This is a genomic window from Rufibacter ruber (assembly GCF_001647275.1).
Lineage (GTDB): Bacteria > Bacteroidota > Bacteroidia > Cytophagales > Hymenobacteraceae > Nibribacter > Nibribacter ruber_C.
In genome coordinates, this window is the sequence record NZ_LRMM01000085.1 from 1 (window position 1) to 17752 (window position 17752).

Consider the following 17752-nt stretch of genomic DNA (forward strand, 5'->3'; position numbering starts at 1 on the left):
TTTTTCGCCTGTTTTCTGAAAAACAGGCCGAAAAACAGGAATCGTTACCCGCCTGTTGCTTCTGCCCTATATGATTTCAGGAAATATTTTTCACATTCACAAAATATGACTTGTACCGGACAAGCAGACTTGCCTTCTCGTCACCCACCTCTACTGCAACCGATTTCATCATTTACCGCATTCTTCTTGTTCCACAGCAACAAATAGAGAATTAAGCATTTACAAGGGAGGGCAAATTCATATTCGTTAAAAATCATGCTCAAAATCTTCAGAAATTTTCTATTCTCAAAATTTTCCCTTAAACTTATGCCAACGTTGGCATAAAACCTGGCCAAACCAGGCACCTCCGCACCTTGATTTGCACAGAAGTGGGAGTTCACTGGCACCGGTAATAACATAAACAAACGCTCCTTATGCTCCTTTTAGGAATAGACGTAGGCACTTCTTCCATCAAAGCCTCAGTGGTAGATTCTGCCACTCAGAAAACCGTGGCTTCGGCGCAGTACCCTGACACAGAATCAAAGATTACCTCGCTGCAGCCGGGCTGGGCTGAGCAGTCGCCGGAGATGTGGTGGGAGCATGTGCAGCAGGCCATCTTAAAGGTCAACGCCGCGGGCAAGTATAATCCGCAGGAGATTGGGGCCATTGGCGTTGCCTACCAGATGCACGGCTTGGTGGTGGTAGACAAAGACCAGCAGGTGCTGCGGGATTCCATTATCTGGTGTGACAGCCGCGCCGTGCCCTACGGGAACCAAGCGTTTGAGGCCATTGGTGCCGAGAAAAGCCTCTCCCACCTGCTGAACTCGCCGGGGAACTTCACGGCGGCCAAACTGGCCTGGGTGAAAGAACACGAGCCGGAAACCTACAGCAAAATCTACAAAATCATGTTGCCCGGCGACTTCATCGCCATGAAACTGACCGGCAGTATCACCACAAGCGCCTCTGCCCTCTCTGAAGGTATCTTCTGGGATTTCCAGAACAATGAGGTGTCACAAGACGTGCTGAACTACTTCGGCTTTAGCCCAGATTTAATTCCAGAGGTAAAGCCCCTGTTCTCCTCGCATGGGGAGGTAACCTCGGCCGTGGCCGAAAAACTGAACCTGAACCCAGGCATTCCGGTGGCCTATAAATCGGGGGACCAGCCCAACAACGCGCTGTCTTTGAACGTGCTCAACCCCGGTGAGGTGGCCGCTACGGCCGGGACCTCTGGGGTGATTTACGGCGTGAGCGACCAGTTGGTGTATGATCCCCAATCACGGGTAAACACGTTTGCACACGTGAACTATGCCGCAGACGCCAAGCGCGTGGGCGTGCTTATGAACATTAACGGCACGGGCATCATGAACAGCTGGGTGAAGGAAAACCTGACGCACAACATGGGCTACCCAGAGATGAACGCCGCCGCCCAGAAAGTGGCCGTGGGCAGTGACGGTCTGCGGATCTTCCCCTTCGGGAACGGGGCCGAGCGTGTTTTTAACAATAGAATCATTGGCGCCCAGTTCCACCACCTCAACTTCAACCGGCACACCCAGGCGCACATCTTCCGGGCGGTGCAGGAGGGGATTGCCTTCACCTTCAGGTACGGGCTGGACATTATGCGCGAGAACGGCATGAACCCGCAGGTGATCAGAGCCGGAAAAGCCAACCTGTTCCTCAGCGACCTCTTCACAGAGGCTTTTGTCAACGCCACGCACGTGCCGGTAGAGCTGTACCAGAATGACGGCAGTGTGGGCGCGGCCCTGGGGGCGGGCATTGGGGCGGGCACGTTTACCAGTGCAGCAGAGGCTTTCCAACAGTTTGAACGCCTGCGTGTGATTGAACCTACCAACCTTGAACCTTATGAGGCCGCGTACCAGGACTGGAAGGCCCTTTTAATCAAATCACTGAACAACTAACATTTAACACCTTTTTTATAGCAACATCATGGCAAATTTGACATTAGGAGACAAAGAGTATTTTAAAGGCATTGGCCAGATAAAGTTTGAAGGTCAGGAATCTGACAACCCGCTGGCGTACCGCTGGTATGATGAAAACCGCGTGATGGGCGGCAAAACCCTGAAAGAGCACCTGAAATTTGCGGTGGCGTATTGGCACTCGTTCAACGCCAACGGTTCTGACCCGTTTGGAGGCCCTACCCTGAAATTTGCGTGGGATGAAAGCTCAGACGTCATCACTCGCGCCAAGGCGAAGATGGATGCCGCGTTTGAGTTCATCACCAAAATGAACCTGCCGTACTACTGCTTCCATGACGTAGACGTGGTGGACTATGGCAATGATATTGCCGAAAACGAGCGCCGCCTGCAGACCATGGTGGAATACGCGCAGCAGAAGCAAACTGAAAGTGGCGTGAAACTCCTATGGGGAACGGCCAATGTGTTCTCGCACAGCCGCTACATGAACGGTGCTTCTACCAACCCAGATTTCCATGTCTTGACACATGCTGCCGCGCAGGTAAAAGCGGCTTTAGAGGCCACAATAGCCCTGAATGGTGAGAATTACGTGTTCTGGGGCGGCCGCGAAGGCTACATGACCCTGTTGAACACCGACATGAAGCGGGAGCAGGAGCACTTTGCCAAATTCCTGCATACCGCCAAAGACTATGCCCGCCAGCAAGGCTTTAAAGGTACGTTCTTTATTGAGCCGAAGCCGATGGAACCTACCAAGCACCAGTATGACTATGACTGCGCTACCGTAATCGGGTTCCTGCGTCAGCATGACCTGCTCGGCGATTTCAAAATCAACATTGAGGTGAACCACGCTACGTTGGCGGGCCACACGTTCCAGCATGAACTGCAAGTGGCCGCTGATGCCGGTGTGTTAGGCTCCATTGACGCCAACCGCGGGGACTACCAGAACGGCTGGGATACCGATCAGTTCCCGAACAACCTGAACGAGCTCACCGAGGCTATGCTGGTCTTCTTAGAGGCCGGTGGCTTGCAAGGTGGCGGGGTAAACTTTGACGCTAAAATCAGAAGGAACTCCACTGACATGGAAGACCTGTTCTACGCCCACATTGGTGGCGCCGACAGCTTTGCCCGTGCCTTGATTACGGCAGATAATATCCTGAACAACTCTGACTTCCGCAAAATCCGTCAGGAGCGGTACGCTTCTTTTGACAGCGGCAAAGGCCAGGCGTTTGAGCAAGGCAAACTGTCTCTGGAAGACCTGCGTGCGTTTGCGGTGGAGAACGGAGAGCCAGCCGTGAAGAGTGGACGCCAGGAGTATTTAGAGAACTTGATCAACCGTTTCATCTAAGGGCAATCGCCCCTTAGAAAACTTTTACTCCCCAGCTATTTATGATACAGAACCAAAAAGCCAACGCAGGTCAGAACCTGCCCTACATTGCCGGAATTACGTTGATTGCCACCTTGGGTGGTCTTCTGTTTGGGTATGACACTGCCGTGATCTCTGGTGCTGAGAAATCAGTGCAGGCGTTTTTGATCACAGGCCAGGGACTCAGTACGTGGGTGCACGGGGTCACCATCTCCAGTGCCTTGATTGGCTGTATCATAGGGGGCGCCATCTCCGGGGTTTTCTCCTCCAGGTTTGGCCGTAAAAAATCATTGATCATAGCCGCTGTCCTGTTCTTTATCTCAGCACTGGGATCTGGGTATCCTGAGTTCCTGTTCTTTGAGGAGGGCAAGGCCACCATGGGGCTGCTGTACATGTTCAATTTCTACCGCATCATTGGCGGGATTGGCGTGGGACTGGCCTCAGCGGTTTGCCCCGTCTACATTGGGGAGATTGCTCCGGCTAACCTTCGTGGGCGATTGGTTTCATTGAACCAGTTTGCCATCATCTTCGGAATGCTGGTGGTGTACTTCGTGAACTGGGGAATTGCCAAAGGGCAGACCTCTGAATGGCTCAACAACATTGGCTGGCGCTATATGTTCCTGTCAGAAGCCATTCCGGCGGGTCTGTTTGGTATTCTGCTGTTCTTCGTACCGGAGACACCCCGTTATTTAAGCATGGTGAACCGTGATCAGGAAGCCCTCAGGATCTTGACTAAACTGAACGGACCGTCTACGGCCCAGCACATTCTGGCTGATATTAAAAACACGGTGGAGCACCATTCCGGCAAACTGTTCTCTTACGGGAAAACGGTTATCATCATTGGTATTTTGCTCTCCGTATTCCAGCAGTTTGTGGGGATCAACGTGGCGTTGTACTACGCGCCCCGCATTTTTGAATCTATGGGTGCCGGGAAAGATGCCTCAATGCTGCAGACGGTGGTGATGGGGGTTGTAAACGTGCTTTTCACCGTCTTGGCTATTGTGACGGTAGACAAGTGGGGTAGAAAACCGTTGCTGATGGTGGGTTCTGTGGGCATGGCCGTAGGTATGTTTGCCATCTCCGGTCTAGCTTATTATGAGATCATTGGCATCAGCACCTTGGTGTTTATCATCATCTATACCGCTTCATTCATGATGTCCTGGGGACCTATCTGCTGGGTGTTGATTGCCGAGATTTTCCCGAACAAGATCAGGGGCAAAGCCGTGGCGGTGGCGGTGGCCGCGCAGTGGGCGGCTAACTATTTCATCTCGGCTACCTACCCGTCTATGATGGAGTTCAGCGGCGCCTTCACGTATGGGTTCTACGGGGTGATGAGTGTGCTGTCTCTCCTGTTTGTTTGGAAGATGGTGCCGGAGACCAAAGGTAGAACTCTGGAGGAAATGGAAGCCCTCTGGGAAGGCAACCCTGCCGTGGCGAATGAGCCAATGGCGGCGAGAAGAGTTTAGAGTAGTTTTTTTCATGTATAGCGTTGGAAAGGCGGCTTCTGCAGGAGGCCGCCTTTTTTAGTTTTTAGGGAAAGGCTGTTTTGGGGTTGTTTTCTGAAAAACAGGTAGAAAACAGGTTTTTTATTGGCGCCACCTTACGTTTAAAGAATGTCATTTTTCATTGCTGCTGCTGCTGCTGTTTCCATGGACAGGCATAGGCTGTTGCTCCCCCTGCCGGGTTGCCGCTGAAAGGGGTAGTTCGCTGTTCCCTTGGCGGTGCCGCTTGCTGCCACGGCAATGCGTAGTCTGCTGCTCCCTTGGCGGTGCCGCTTGCTGCTGCAGGAATGCGTAGTCTGCTGTTCCCCTGGCTCTAGCGTTTCTCCGGTGCCTCACTCACTATACTGTTTCATCTTTTCCGGTAAGCGCTCACGGCCGCGGGGCCCCGTCCTGGCGGTGAGCACTGCTGTTAAAACTAGGCCCTCCGGCCTTGCCGTTGAAGCGGCACCGTATTAACAGAGGCGCTCACCCCCAGGACTGGTTTAGGTTCCTCTCCTTCTATTGCTTTTCTTGATGTAGATTGTTTGCAGGTTAGTGCTGTAGTTCCGCTAGCCTGAGACGAGCCCGTGCTGCGCACATCAGCCAGGGGCAGAAGTGCTAATTAACAGAGGTGGCACCAGCAGAAGTGTTGATTGTTCATTGTTGTTGGTTTACTTATTGCTGCTTGCCTGCCGCTTTCTCTGGTTCAACTTTCCAACTTGGACCTATAATGGAGGAAGCTTTAAGCTTCCATGAGGCGGCAGCCTCACAATACTTCTGCCCCTCTATGGCGCGGAAGTTACTTCCGTGCCTTCTAACGCTACCTGATACTCTCGCGCTGGCGCGGGCCTCCAAACGCGTGCCTACTGATGACGGGCGGTCTCTGGCTGCCCCCGCGGCACGGTAGCGAAACCAGGCATTGTACTTCATTTGTGCTGAATTGCCTAAAGAAAAAAGAAAGGACTCAGCACTCAGGACTCAGGACTCAGAACTCACTCCGATACTCCCCCTTTGAAGGGGGCGAAGGGGGATGTTGACACATGCCGGTCCACACATTGCTGATGTGCGTTCACATGGTGCCACATATAGTTGAGCCCTGCCTAGCATCGCGCTCTTCCGGATTTTTAATCCGGAAGTGGTACACGGGGATTTGCAATCCCCACAGCGGCATGATTGATCTGCAGGGGCCGCGGATTGCAAATCCGCAGGTACTGTGTCCGGAATGGCAAATCTTAGAAAGCCGAGATCTACGCGTTCCTGAGTCCTGGCCCCTTACATTTGCCCCCACGCATGCCAGATTACTCCCCTCTTGGGAGGGGGAGAGGCGGGTCCCATACACCTGCCACCGTTGTACCGCCTGCTCAAAAGACCTCGCAGTGTCTTTCAGACCTGCGAGCGTCTGTGCCAGTTGCTTTTGCCATTACCACTGTACCGTCTATCCCCTCCTCCTGACTTTCTCCCGCAGTGAGAAGGAACAACGCTATGCCGTTTCTGAGGTGTTTTCCGGAACACCCCAGAAAACAGAACCTACGCCTGCCCCGCTGTACCGCCTGCGCAAGAGACCTCGCAGCGTCAGGAGGACCTGCGAGGGTTGTACCAATTTCTGTTTTTGGGCTACTTTTCCCAAAACAGCCCAAAAACAGAAGGCGTATGTGCAAATCAGGAATGAAAACCAAAACTTCCTTTCCTCCGAAAGGGATTTATCCCTAATTTCAGCCATTCACATAACCAACCATCCACGTGTATGCACATCAAGAGAGAGACCTTTGGCAAAACGAAAGACGGAATAGAGGTACAGCTGTACACCCTTCAGAATGAAAAGGGAATGCAGGTAAGCGTCACCAACTACGGGGCCATTGTCACCTCTGTGCTGGCACCGGACAAGGATGGTAAACTGGAAGATGTGGTATTGGGGTTTCCGTCTTTAGACGGATATACCAATGAGGCCTACCAGAAAAGCCATCCGTATTTTGGGGCAGTTGTCGGCCGGTACGGGAACCGTATTGCCAAGGGTAAGTTTTCCTTGAATGGCAAAGAATATTCTCTGGCCACCAACAACGCGCCCAACCACCTCCACGGCGGAAATATTGGGTTTGACCAGGTGGTTTGGGGCGTTGAAGAGCTGCCGGAGCAGAATGGCGTTCAATTCACCTACCTGAGCCCAGACGGCGAGGAGGGCTATCCGGGAACGCTGCTGGTTTCTGTCACCTATTCGCTCACCGAGGAGAATGAGCTGGTGTTGACCTACAAGGCCACAACAGACCAGGCCACCCCTGTCAACCTCACACACCACAGCTATTTCAACTTAACCGGTGAAGCAGAGGATATTCTGGGGCATGAACTCACGCTGAACGCTGACCAATACACGGTAGTGAATGATACGCTGATCCCAACGGGCGAACTCCGGAACGTGACCGGTACGCCGTTTGACTTTACCACAGCGCATTCCATTGGCGAGAGAATCAGCCAGGTGGAGGGCGGTGGCTATGACCACAACTTCGTCCTCAGGAAAACAGAGGGGGCATTGGCATTGGCGGCCACTGTAGTGGAACCCCAAAGCGGCCGCATCATGGAAGTCTTCACCACTGAACCTGGGGTGCAATTCTACTCCGGAAACTTTTTAGATGGAACTTTGACCGGGAAAAAGGGACAACCCATTACCAAGCGCATGGGCTTCTGCCTGGAAACCCAGCATTTCCCGGATTCGCCTAACCAGCCAACTTTTCCCAACACCGTTCTGGAGCCGGGGCAGGTGTACCGGCAAACCACTGTCTACAAGTTCTCTGGCAAATAAAAAAAGCGGGCTCCATAAGAGCCCGCCTTTCCCTATATCCTAATCCTTCTCACGAAGATCTTGCAACGCCTGCCCTTTTAGTAGCGCAGGCGTTTCTATTTTAAGAAACCTTGCCCGCTTTTCTAGCCATCACCTTCTGCACAGCTTTGAGGATGTGCGCATCATCCAGCCCGTACTTTTTCATGAGCTGCGCTGGCGGGCCGCTCTCCCCAAAGGAGTCATTCACGGCCACATATTCCATAGGTACTGGCGTGTTTTTCACCAGCAGCTGCGCAATGCTATCACCCAGACCACCCAGGCGGTTGTGCTCCTCGGCGCTCACCACGCATCCCGTTTTGGCCACAGACATGAGAACCGCCTCTTCGTCTAGCGGTTTGATGGTGTGAATGTTGATGATCTCCGCAGAGATGCCCATTTCGGCTAGCTTCTCCCCTGCCTTGATGGCCTCCCAAACCAAATGGCCGGTGGCGAAAATGCTCACATCGGTGCCCTCATTCACCATCCAGGCTTTGCCGATGACAAATTCCTGATCAGCAGGCGTAAACACCGGGAGCACCGGCCGCCCGAAGCGCAGGTACACAGGCCCGTGGTGCTCGGCAATGGCAATGGTGGCGGCTTTGGTCTGGTTGTAGTCACACGGGTTAATCACCGTCATGCCGGGCAGCATCTTCATCATGCCTATGTCCTCCAGAATCTGGTGCGTGGCACCGTCTTCCCCCAGCGTAAGTCCCGCGTGCGAGGCGCAGATCTTCACGTTCTTGTCTGAGTAGGCAATAGACTGCCTGATCTGGTCATACACGCGGCCAGTGGAGAAGTTGGCGAAGGTGCCCGTAAACGGAATTTTCCCGCCTATGGTCATACCGGCGGCAATGCCCATCATGTTGGCCTCGGCAATGCCCACCTGCACAAAGCGCTCGGGGAATTCTTTGATGAAGTCCCCCATCTTCAGCGATCCCACCAGGTCGGCGCAGAGGGCCACCACGTCTTTGTTTCTTCTGCCGGCTTCCACCAGCCCCGCCCCGAAACCCGAGCGGGTGTCTTTTGATTCTGTGTAGGCGTATTTCTTCATTACTTTTTGAGTCTTCTTTTAGGGCAGCTGTCAAGCAACTGCATTTATTTTCTGTTTTGGGACTGTTTTTCTCAAAACAGCCTGAAAAAGCAATACATGATTTAAAATGACCATTGAGCTACTGCGTCACATTTAGAGATAATTCTAACAGAATTCTGCACGCCTTCCGTCCCCTTTTGAAGGGGGTAGGGGATTGATAACTTGTGCTAATTTACTCGAGCAGATTACGCATTCCCGAGAGTCCTATCAGTCCTAACTGCTTTCTCATCAACATTAAAACTATCAGCAATACTTGATCACCTGTGTAAACACCCCTCTTTATCTCCCCTCAAGGGGAGAATTTACTAAACTGCTCCTCTCCTGCATTACTTCTTTTCACCCACTGCCGCCTCAAACGGTGAGGCCGGAAGCCCTTCCTGGTTGTACAAATTGGCTCCCTCAGGGTTATCTGCCCACGCGTAGCGCACCTTCACGGGCTTCTCCACGGCATCATTCCAAACCGTCACCTTCTTTCCTTTAACTTCGGCCTTGGCCCACACAAAGTTGTGATCTGAACCCGCAATGGCGAAGTAACTCAACGGTTTCCCGTCTTTAGAAACAAGGCCGCTGCCAGTGTTGGTGAACGTGAGGACGAGCTTGTTCCCCTTTCGTTTCATGCACTTGAGAAGTGGCCCGGTGGCTACTACGTTCTTATCCCCGTAGGCCACCCGCTGCGCCACCAGCGCCAACCGGTGCCCCACGGTCTGCTTGTCAAGCGGGTGAATGTCATTGGCCTCGCCTGCGTCAATGGCCACGGCCATGCCCGTGTTAGGCACCGCCAGTGTCTCCAGTTGCGCCTGCCGCATAGCGGCCCAGTTACTTTCCTGTGGGGTGGTTTTGGGTGCCATGAAATTGGGAAGCTGCACCAGCAGAAAAGGGAAGTTGCCCTGGTTCCACTGGGCGCGCCAGTTTATGATCAGGGATTTCATCAAGGCGGCATAGTCCCCGGGTCTGCCCGCATTAGATTCGCCTTGGTACCACAACACGCCTTTGAGGGAGTAGTTGGTGAGGGGCGCAATCATGGCATTGTATAGGCCAGTCGGTTTCCAGCGGATGACGGTAGACCCAGGCAGAGGATCCATTTTAGCACCCAATCTGTACTTCCAAGGCCCAGTTAAATCAATTTGCTCTTCCCCTGCCAGAATGTAGTACGGCTTGTTGGGCACAAAACCGCCCCTGCCCCCTGAATTGATCACCCGCACCGTGACCACGTTTTTGCCCTCCTTTAGAAGGTTAGCGGGAATTTTGTAGCGCCGCGGCGGATATTGGTAACTGGTGGTGCCTACAAACTGGCCGTTGATGAACACTGAGTCAGCGTCTACAATGGTGCCCAGAAGAATTTCGGCGGACTTGCCAACCAGAGACGCGGGTATTTGCACTTCTCTTCTGAACCATACTACCCCGTTTACATTTCCCAATTCGCCGTCTGCCCAAAAGCCAGGCAGGTTCATGGTTTTCCAGTCAGCGTCATTCAGGGTGGCGCTTCGCCAGTTGTTTTTGAGGCCTTCGTCAGTCTGGTTCAGGCGGGCGTACCAGCTGTTCTGCACGTCACGGTCCTTCTCCTCCACCTGCTTGATGAAGTTCTGGTCTTTATATTGCTGGGCTTCCTGGTACGCAGTGGGAAACGGTTTTAAGGCAGTTTCACTCATCCAGGCCTCAGCGGGAGAACCACCCAAGGCAGCATTGATCAATCCAATGGGCACTTGGTACTTCTGATGCAAGTCTCTGGCAAAGAAGAACCCCACCGCCGAAAACTTCAGAATATTCTGGGTAGTGGCGGGCAACCATTGCCTCCCCGACACCTCCTTTCTGGGCCCCTGGAAATCATACACGTCCGGCACTTCAAACTGTCTTATCTGCGGCAGGTTCACCTGTTGCACCACGTCTGGGTATTTGTACTTAACCCGGTCCATGGTGAGTTCTATGTTAGACTGGCCGCTGCAGAGCCAGACATCCCCGAACAGGACATCTCGCACCGCCACCTGGTTTTCGCCTTGAAAGTTAAGTTCATGGGGGCCACCTGCTGGTTGCGCAGGAAGCATGATCATCCAGTTTCCCTCCTGGTCAGCGGTTGCAGTGAATTGTTTCCCCCCAAAGGTCAGGGTCACTTGCTCCTTCGGCGAAGCCCAACCCCATAACTTGAGGGGAGTGTCCCGCTGCAACACCATGCCGTCACTGATGAGCTTTGGCAGTTTAATGTTGCTGAATGCTGAGGTACCGCTCATTAGGAGCACCACCAACAGGAGGAACTGGCTTCTGAGACGGGTACTAATGCGTTTGTTTACGTTGAGCACAGGCGAAATTCTTTTGTAATTTGTTCAACATGGTTTCCTAGCTGCATATCCTGTTTTGTGCCTGATTTCTGAAAAACAGGGACAAAACAGAAACGCAGTTTAGTAATCTTGCAGGTTGCAAGCCAACTGATCCAGGGCCAGCTGCAACTGCTCATCATTGGGCGCCACGCCGTGCCATTTGTGTGAGCCCATCATGAAGTCAACGCCGTGGCCCATGTTGGTTTGCATCAGGATCATGATGGGTTTGCCTTTGAACGCTTTGGCCTTGGCCAGCTCCAGCACCCGAATCACGTCTGTGAGATCGTTGCCGTTCATCTCCAGTACCTCCCAGCCGAAGGCTTCCCACTTGGCCCGCAGGTTGCCAAGTGCCAATACTTTCTCAGTGGGGCCGTCAATCTGCTGGCCGTTCACGTCTATGGTGGAGATGAGGTTATCTACGTGGTTGTGCGGGGCGAAGAGCGCCGCCTCCCAAATCTGCCCTTCCTGCAGCTCGCCATCACCGTGCAGGGAGAAAACCAGACCCGTGTCACCGTTCAGCTTCTTGGTCAACGCCGCCCCAATGGCCACCGACATGCCCTGCCCCAAAGACCCAGAGGCGATGCGCACTCCTGGCAGGCCTTCATGGGTGGTTGGGTGCCCCTGCAGGCGGGAATCCAGCTTACGGAAGGACTTGAGTTCGCTCACGTCAAAGTACCCTGAGCGCGCCAGCACGCTGTACCAAACGGGCGAGATGTGGCCGTTGGAGAGGAAGAACAGGTCTTCGCCCTCGCCGTTCATGTTGAAGTCTTTGCTGTGGTTCATAATTCTGAAGTAGAGCGCCACAAAATAATCTGTGCAGCCCAGGGAGCCCCCCGGGTGCCCTGACTGGCAACCATGCACCATGCGTACAATATCACGCCGCACCTGCTTGGCCACGTGCTCCAGTTCTTCTATGCTTTGTTGTTCCATGTTGCAATGAGTGAAGGAGTGATTGGGTGAATGAGTGAAAGAGTGAGTGAGGAAATACGTTCTGAATTAGAAGAATTCATTCTTTTCCCATCACACCTTCACTCCTTGTAACCTATTCCGCGTCTTCAATAACGTCTCTCATCTTGGCAGCATCGGCCACAAAAGTGGCCAGCCCTTTATCTGTGAGCGGGTGGTTCAGCAGCGCCAAAATTGGGTCCAGCGGACAGGTGCACACGTGGGCACCCGCCTCGGCGCATTTTACAATGTGCAGAGGGCTCCTGATGGAGGCAGCCAGGATTTGAGTGGTGAACCTCTGTGCGCTGTAGATGTGCGCAATCTGCTCAATAAGCTGCACCCCGTCCCAGCTGATGTCATCTACCCGGCCCAGGAATGGGCTTACATAGGTGGCACCGGCTTTGGCCGCCAGAATAGCCTGTCCCGCCGAGAACACAAGGGTGCAGTTGGTTTTGATGCCGTTGTCAGTGAACCATTTGATCGCTTTCAGGCCGTCTTTGATCATGGGTACCTTCACCACAATGTTGGGGTGCAGCGCCGCCAATACCTTGCCCTCTTCCAGGATAGTGTCAAAGTCGGTGGCCAGCACTTCGGCACTGATGTCTCCGTCTACAATCTCACAGATGGCTTTGTAATGATCTAGGGTAGCCTGATGGCCTTTGGTACCTTCTTTGGCCATGAGCGACGGGTTGGTGGTTACGCCGTCCAAAATACCCAGATCATGGGCCTCTTTAATTTGTGCCAGGTTGGCGGTGTCAATGAAAAACTTCATAGCCGTTCTATTTTAGGGGTGAATGAGGTTGTACTAGTTCTTAAGGAGAATTCAGCTGGTTCTGCCGTGTCAGTAATAGTAGGTGTTCGTCTGAAGCTGCGTTTTCCTGTTTTAGGGCTATTTTTCGAAAAACAGCCCCAAAACAGGCAACCCTTTAGTTCTTTGGGTCAGGTTGTTGTGAGAAGGTAGCATCATTGCCCGTGTACTCCAGCCAATCAAAAGCCGCTTTGTTGGTGGCTGGCTGCCCGTGGGAGGTGGCATACAACCCTAGCATGACCCCCACAAATCCGCCCGCGGTGCGGGTGCTTAAAAAGGTACCGTCTACGCTGCCTTGCAGCAGCTGCCATTGATTCTTTTTGGTGGCGTAGGAGAAGCTGTATCTGGAACCGTCAAACTCTACTTTTAGCAGCAGCGGCATTTGGGCTTCCTGTTTGGTTAACGCTTTCTGGGCGAGTACCGTGCCGTCTGGTTTACGTAGCTGCACTACCTGCGTGTTGCCGTTCAAGGTCTTCCCGAGGGCATAGTAATGTTGCTCGCTCTGAAAGGTTACCAAACCCGCAAATTCATTTTCCTGCCTTGGGGTAAACTCCACCATAGTGCTGGCACTCCCCTTTAGATGCTGCTGCCGACGGGCCAGAAAAGAAGCGTTCTCCTTTTCTGAAAGACTCTGCGGCCTTACCTCCAGCTCCAGCTTTCCGTTTTGCAAGTGGTACCAGGTAGAGCGGGGCGTTCTGAGCTGCATCCAGTGCAAGGGCAACCTGTCTTCCTTGAATTCCTCGCGGTAGGTGAAATTCCCGGTCAACGGGATTTTGGGTGGGGCCTGCGCCGGAAGATTGGGTTTGGGGTAAGAATACTGCACCAGATCATGCCCGGCATTGATGACGGGCCAGCCGTCTTTCCAGGTGACAGGGGCCAGAAACGTTTCGCGGCCGGTGTTGTAGTAATCCTGCACGCCATCATACGGACGGGTAGCCAGAAAAACCGCCCACCACTCCCCGTTCTGGGTCTGCACCAGATCAGCGTGCCCCGTGGCCGACACCGGATGGGGCCGGTTATTGGGCAGGTGCCGCTGGGTCAGGATGGGGTTCTGGTCATATGGTTCATAAGGCCCCAGCACATTTTTGCTCCGCAGAATTACCTCTGAGTGCTGCACACTGGTTCCGCCTTCGGCGGCCATGAGGTAATAGTACCCGTTCACCTTGTAGACATGCGGCCCCTCTATCCAGACCGGCTTTTTAGAGAAGTCTACGCCCCCGTTCACCAGAATGCGGTTCTCCCCTACCGTTTGCATGGTCTTTAAGTTTACCTCATAGATCCTTATGGTGCGGTGGCCGTCATACTCTGGCTTATTATCTGGGGCATCAGAGTTGTAGACCAGGTACGACTTGCCATTGTCATCATGGAACAGCGACGGGTCAATTCCGTTCACGTTGGGGAGCCAATGCGGGTTTGACCACGGCCCTGCGGGGTTGGTGGCCGTCACCACAAAATTACCGCCGGTATCAATGAGCGTGGTGACCATGTAGAAGGTGCCGTCTTTGTACGAAATGGTGGGCGCAAATATGCCTCTGGTGGCTCTGTGGCCATCAAGGTTCAGCTGCTCCGGCCGGACCAGCACATTGCCTATCTGCCTCCAGTTCACCAGATCTTTGCTGTGGAAGATGGGGACGCCGGGAAAATACGCGAAGGTGGAGTGCACCAGATAATAGTCATCCTGCACGCGCAGCACCGCCGGGTCAGGATAAAAGCCCGGGAAGATAGGGTTCTGGAACCTCTGCTTCTGCTGTGCCAACGTTGGCATACTTATGGAAATAAAAAGAAGCCCCGTCACGAAACTTCCCAACCACGTAATTTTCAAAAAATTCATGTTGCCTATGTATAGCTTGTTTTCAGAAATTGTACCTATTCATAGTTTGCCCCGCACTTTCTGTTTTGGGGCTGTTTTTCAGAAAACAGCCCCAAAACAGACATTACCTGGCCTGCTTTACCAGCTGATGAAAGCTCTCTGGCGGACCTAGGTAACTGGGTTTCAGGCCACCGGCATCTACCACTATTTTCTGTAGAACCACCCCAGAATCAACCATCCAGAATTTTAATACATGTTGCCCGGGTGCGCTCAGTTGGTGCTTAGAAATAGTCAAGTTGATGTTGTTGGCTACATTTTTCTCCCATTCGCGCTCAGTTGTGGTGGTATGGATGTTGATGATCTGCGGGGGCTGGTCATCAAAGGAAACCGCATACCGTAGCCCCTGGGTGTTGTGGAAGTTCAGCGTAGGCGACAGATGTACCTGAACCGTCACCTCGGCCGGAGCAAATAGATTAATTGGATACTCTAACCGTGGACTGTTACCGCCTGGTGTCTGGCTTGGAGCCGTCACCGGAAAGGTAGTCACCCCAGACAGGGTTCTCCCTAAATTAGGGATTATTTCCCAGGAAACATCCTTGGTTTCAACGGTATTGGAGAAGTGTTCGGCCTCTATGGAAACATAGCCACTGCTCTCCACAAAGCCCTTCACCTGCTCCGGGGCTGGTGAAGCCGGGTGGTGCACCTGTGCCTGCACCACCACTTTTGTTCCGTTTGGCCCTGTGATGGTCACGGGTATTTTGTGCCTGCCCACCGGAACCAGGCTCCAGTCAACGCTCACCCACAGGCGCTGTTCCTGGGCTACCGTCCCGTTTTTCTGCGACACCTTCAGCCAGGGCGCCCCCGTGGTTACTTCATAGGGGAACGGTTTCTGGCCCCGGCTGAAGATCTCAATGTAACGGCCCTGCGGCTGGTACCGGGAAAGCTCCGGCAGTAGCGCCGCCCCTTTCTCTTGCGGCCACCAGTTGGCAGAACCTTCTATGGCTACGCCCATGGCCATTCCGGCTACGGGATTCACCTGTTTTACCTCGGGCAGCACATCTTTCTCCGGCTGTTGCCAATACGTGTAGCTGATGTGCGTCTGTGACATCATGTGGTTCCATTTGCCGCCGGCTACGCCTTTGTGGTAATACTGGGTAAGCTCGGCATCCTTGTCAAACAGCGCTTTTACTTTGGCGGCTAAATCATTGGCGGCTACCCTGCCTTGCTGGGCGTAAAGGCGGTTGCGGCCGGTGGTCACGTGCAGTTCGTTCAGGTTGGCGCTTGCTTTCACAGGGTACAACACCAACTGGTAATACGCGTCTTTGTATTCCAGGGGAAGCAGCTGATTGATTCGTTCTGCCTCTTCGGCCAGTTGGGTATAGTCTGCCACCACCCGCTCGGCTTCCTGATAGTTCACCAAACTGTAGGTGTCCGGTGACAGCAGTTCCGGTTTGCGGCGGCTGTTGTACATAGTATACTTTGTCAGAATCTCGGCGATAGCCGAAGCATGCTTCTCCCCAAACTGCCGCTCTGCCCAAAGGCGCGTATAGTCGTTCAATCTTTCAGGGGGCCATTTCTCCGGGTTCCAGGCATAGTCCAGAAAGAACTCGGTGGGGAATTCCATGGGTTTGATGTCGCCCACGTTCACAATCCAGATACGGTCAGCCTTGTGCTGGTACGCCAGGTGCATCTGCTCCCAGATACGGGCGATTGGGTTGGTGTTGATCCATTTGTAGTTACGCGGGCCGCCCACGTAGTCAAAATGGTAATAGATGCCGTAGCCGCCCGCATGCTGCTTTTCACCCACTTTTGGGAGTTTCCTGATGTTGCCCCAGTTGTCATCTGCCAGCAGCAGGGTCACGTCATCTGGTACGCGCATGCCTTTGTCATAGTAGTCCTGCACTTCTTTGTAAAGGGCCCAGATTTGCGGCGTCTGGTTAGCAGGTTTGCCAGTTACATCAGCAATGATTTTGCGCTGGTCTGTCACTATTTTCTCCAGCAGGCTGATGTTACTATTCTCGCTCATGGGTTCGTCGCCGTCGCCGCGCATGCCTATGGTCACAAGGCTCTCAAAATTGTCCATGCGCTCAATGCCGCCTTTCCAGAATTCGCGCAGCTTCTCTGGGTTGGTGTTGTAGTTCCAGGGGCCGGAGCCGTACCGCCGCCACTCATCATGGGCGCGCATGAGCGGCTCGTGGTGCGAGGTTCCTATGACCACACCGTACTCATCGGCTACTTTGGGGCTGAGTTTGTCATCATCTGAGAAGGCGCTGCCCCACATGGCGGGCCACAGGTAGTTACCCTTCATGCGCAGGATCAGCTCAAACACCTTCTCGTAAAACTGGTGGTTGAACCCACCAAATGTTTCCCGCGCCCAGCCAGATAACGCCGGTGCCTCGTCATTGATGAAGATGCCGCGGTATTTTACTTTGGGTTCGTCCTTGGTATGGCGCCCCTCCTGCACGTACAGGTCCAGCTGCTTCTTTACGGGCACATCTGCCCACCAGTACCACGGTGTTACGCCAATCTGCGCGCTCACGTCATAGATCCCGTAGATGGTGCCCCGCTTGTCGCTGCCCGCAATGACCAACGCTTCGTCTATGCCTTTTAGGGGCTTTTTAACCACCTGCACCAGAAAGGTTTCCCACTTCCCAATAATGCCAGAGACATCCAGCTTCTTCTTTTTGATGAGCTGGTCAATGAGCGGACTTTTTCCGATGGTTCCCACCAATACCAGCTGTTTTTGCTTTGGTACATTTTTCGCTGCCGTGAAGGCTGGCTCAGTTCCCGTTACCCGTTTCAGGTCTGCCTGCAGGTCTCTGGCCGCTCTGATCACTCCCGGGAAATCACTGTCACTGACACAGAGGGGAACTGGCTTCCCGGAGGAGGCCAGGGCAAAAGCTCCTTTACTTTTCTGGCCCGAAATGTACAGTCTGTCTTCCAGCGCGAAGGCAGGTTGTGCCTGCACAAATAGCAGCAGCACTCCCACTAAAGCCAAAAGAAGAGACTGTTTCTTTGTGCTGCTATGACTATGGGAAAGAAGAAAGGAAGGTATGTTAGTTGAGAAGGTCATGCTGTCTTCAGTTACCCTTCACAAGAATGGCTTGAAGCCTAACATTCTGTGAAGTGTTAAAAGTAAAGCCCCTTGGGTCTGGGCACTTGGCCTTTGTATTTTTCTGTTTTCGCTGTTTTCTAAACATGCCGAAAACAGCAAATAACCG

Annotated in this window: 11 protein-coding genes; 5 read left to right on the forward strand and 6 right to left on the reverse strand. The window is 53.3% G+C overall.

What is annotated here, in order from left to right; genetic code table 11:
* The 5 genes from A8O25_RS23565 to A8O25_RS20195 form a co-directional block, all read left to right on the forward strand.
* On the forward strand, nt 1-207 hold a 207-nt coding region (locus A8O25_RS23565; RefSeq protein WP_206598716.1), incomplete at its 5' end, for a hypothetical protein.
* A gap of 206 nt (nt 208-413) precedes the next feature.
* Nucleotides 414-1895 (forward strand): xylulokinase, encoded by a 1482-nt coding sequence (locus A8O25_RS20175; protein WP_066839036.1) that lies wholly within the window; start codon nt 414-416, stop codon nt 1893-1895.
* A 28-nt stretch (nt 1896-1923) separates the two neighbouring features.
* Nucleotides 1924-3255 (forward strand): xylose isomerase, encoded by a 1332-nt coding sequence (xylA, locus tag A8O25_RS20180; RefSeq protein WP_066839037.1) that lies wholly within the window; start codon nt 1924-1926, stop codon nt 3253-3255.
* 41 nt (nt 3256-3296) lie between these two features.
* Nucleotides 3297-4739: a D-xylose transporter XylE gene (gene xylE / locus A8O25_RS20185; RefSeq protein WP_066839040.1), complete on the forward strand. Its 1443-nt coding sequence runs from the start codon at nt 3297-3299 to the stop codon at nt 4737-4739.
* Between the two features lie 1759 nt (nt 4740-6498).
* Nucleotides 6499-7548, forward strand: coding sequence for an aldose epimerase family protein (locus tag A8O25_RS20195; protein ID WP_066839045.1), 1050 nt, complete (start codon nt 6499-6501; stop codon nt 7546-7548).
* Between the two features lie 100 nt (nt 7549-7648).
* On the opposite strand, the gene A8O25_RS20200 is transcribed toward A8O25_RS20195, so the two are convergent.
* The 6 genes from A8O25_RS20200 to A8O25_RS20225 form a co-directional block, all read right to left on the reverse strand.
* The gene (locus tag A8O25_RS20200) at nt 7649-8617 is read right to left on the reverse strand and encodes a transketolase family protein (protein ID WP_066839050.1); all 969 of its coding nucleotides are present in this window, start codon (nt 8615-8617) and stop codon (nt 7649-7651) included.
* 365 nt (nt 8618-8982) lie between these two features.
* Nucleotides 8983-10950, reverse strand: coding sequence for a sialate O-acetylesterase (locus A8O25_RS20205; RefSeq protein WP_338152777.1), 1968 nt, complete (start codon nt 10948-10950; stop codon nt 8983-8985).
* A 99-nt stretch (nt 10951-11049) separates the two neighbouring features.
* Nucleotides 11050-11898, reverse strand: a complete 849-nt coding sequence (locus tag A8O25_RS20210) for a transketolase (protein WP_066839051.1) — start codon at nt 11896-11898, stop codon at nt 11050-11052.
* 112 nt (nt 11899-12010) lie between these two features.
* Nucleotides 12011-12685: a fructose-6-phosphate aldolase gene (gene fsa, locus A8O25_RS20215; RefSeq protein WP_066839054.1), complete on the reverse strand. Its 675-nt coding sequence runs from the start codon at nt 12683-12685 to the stop codon at nt 12011-12013.
* 154 nt (nt 12686-12839) lie between these two features.
* Nucleotides 12840-14486 carry a glycoside hydrolase family 43 protein gene (locus A8O25_RS20220; protein ID WP_066839060.1) on the reverse strand — a complete coding sequence of 549 codons (1647 nt, stop codon included), beginning with the start codon at nt 14484-14486 and terminating at the stop codon, nt 12840-12842.
* A 169-nt stretch (nt 14487-14655) separates the two neighbouring features.
* Nucleotides 14656-17520: a glycosyl hydrolase 115 family protein gene (locus tag A8O25_RS20225; protein WP_066839063.1), complete on the reverse strand. Its 2865-nt coding sequence runs from the start codon at nt 17518-17520 to the stop codon at nt 14656-14658.
* Nucleotides 17521-17752: the final 232 nt, after the last annotated feature.

Excerpts from the sequence above, each read along its gene's own strand:
- A8O25_RS20200 (WP_066839050.1), bottom strand. The coding sequence starts at position 8,617 with ATGAAGAAATACGCCTACACAGAATCAAAAGACACCCGCTCGGGTTTC.
- fsa (WP_066839054.1), bottom strand. The coding sequence starts at position 12,685 with ATGAAGTTTTTCATTGACACCGCCAACCTGGCACAAATTAAAGAGGCC.
- A8O25_RS20195 (WP_066839045.1), top strand. The coding sequence starts at position 6,499 with ATGCACATCAAGAGAGAGACCTTTGGCAAAACGAAAGACGGAATAGAG.
- A8O25_RS20175 (WP_066839036.1), top strand. The coding sequence starts at position 414 with ATGCTCCTTTTAGGAATAGACGTAGGCACTTCTTCCATCAAAGCCTCA.
- A8O25_RS20210 (WP_066839051.1), bottom strand. The coding sequence starts at position 11,898 with ATGGAACAACAAAGCATAGAAGAACTGGAGCACGTGGCCAAGCAGGTG.
- xylA (WP_066839037.1), top strand. The coding sequence starts at position 1,924 with ATGGCAAATTTGACATTAGGAGACAAAGAGTATTTTAAAGGCATTGGC.
- A8O25_RS20220 (WP_066839060.1), bottom strand. The coding sequence starts at position 14,486 with ATGCCAACGTTGGCACAGCAGAAGCAGAGGTTCCAGAACCCTATCTTC.
- xylE (WP_066839040.1), top strand. The coding sequence starts at position 3,297 with ATGATACAGAACCAAAAAGCCAACGCAGGTCAGAACCTGCCCTACATT.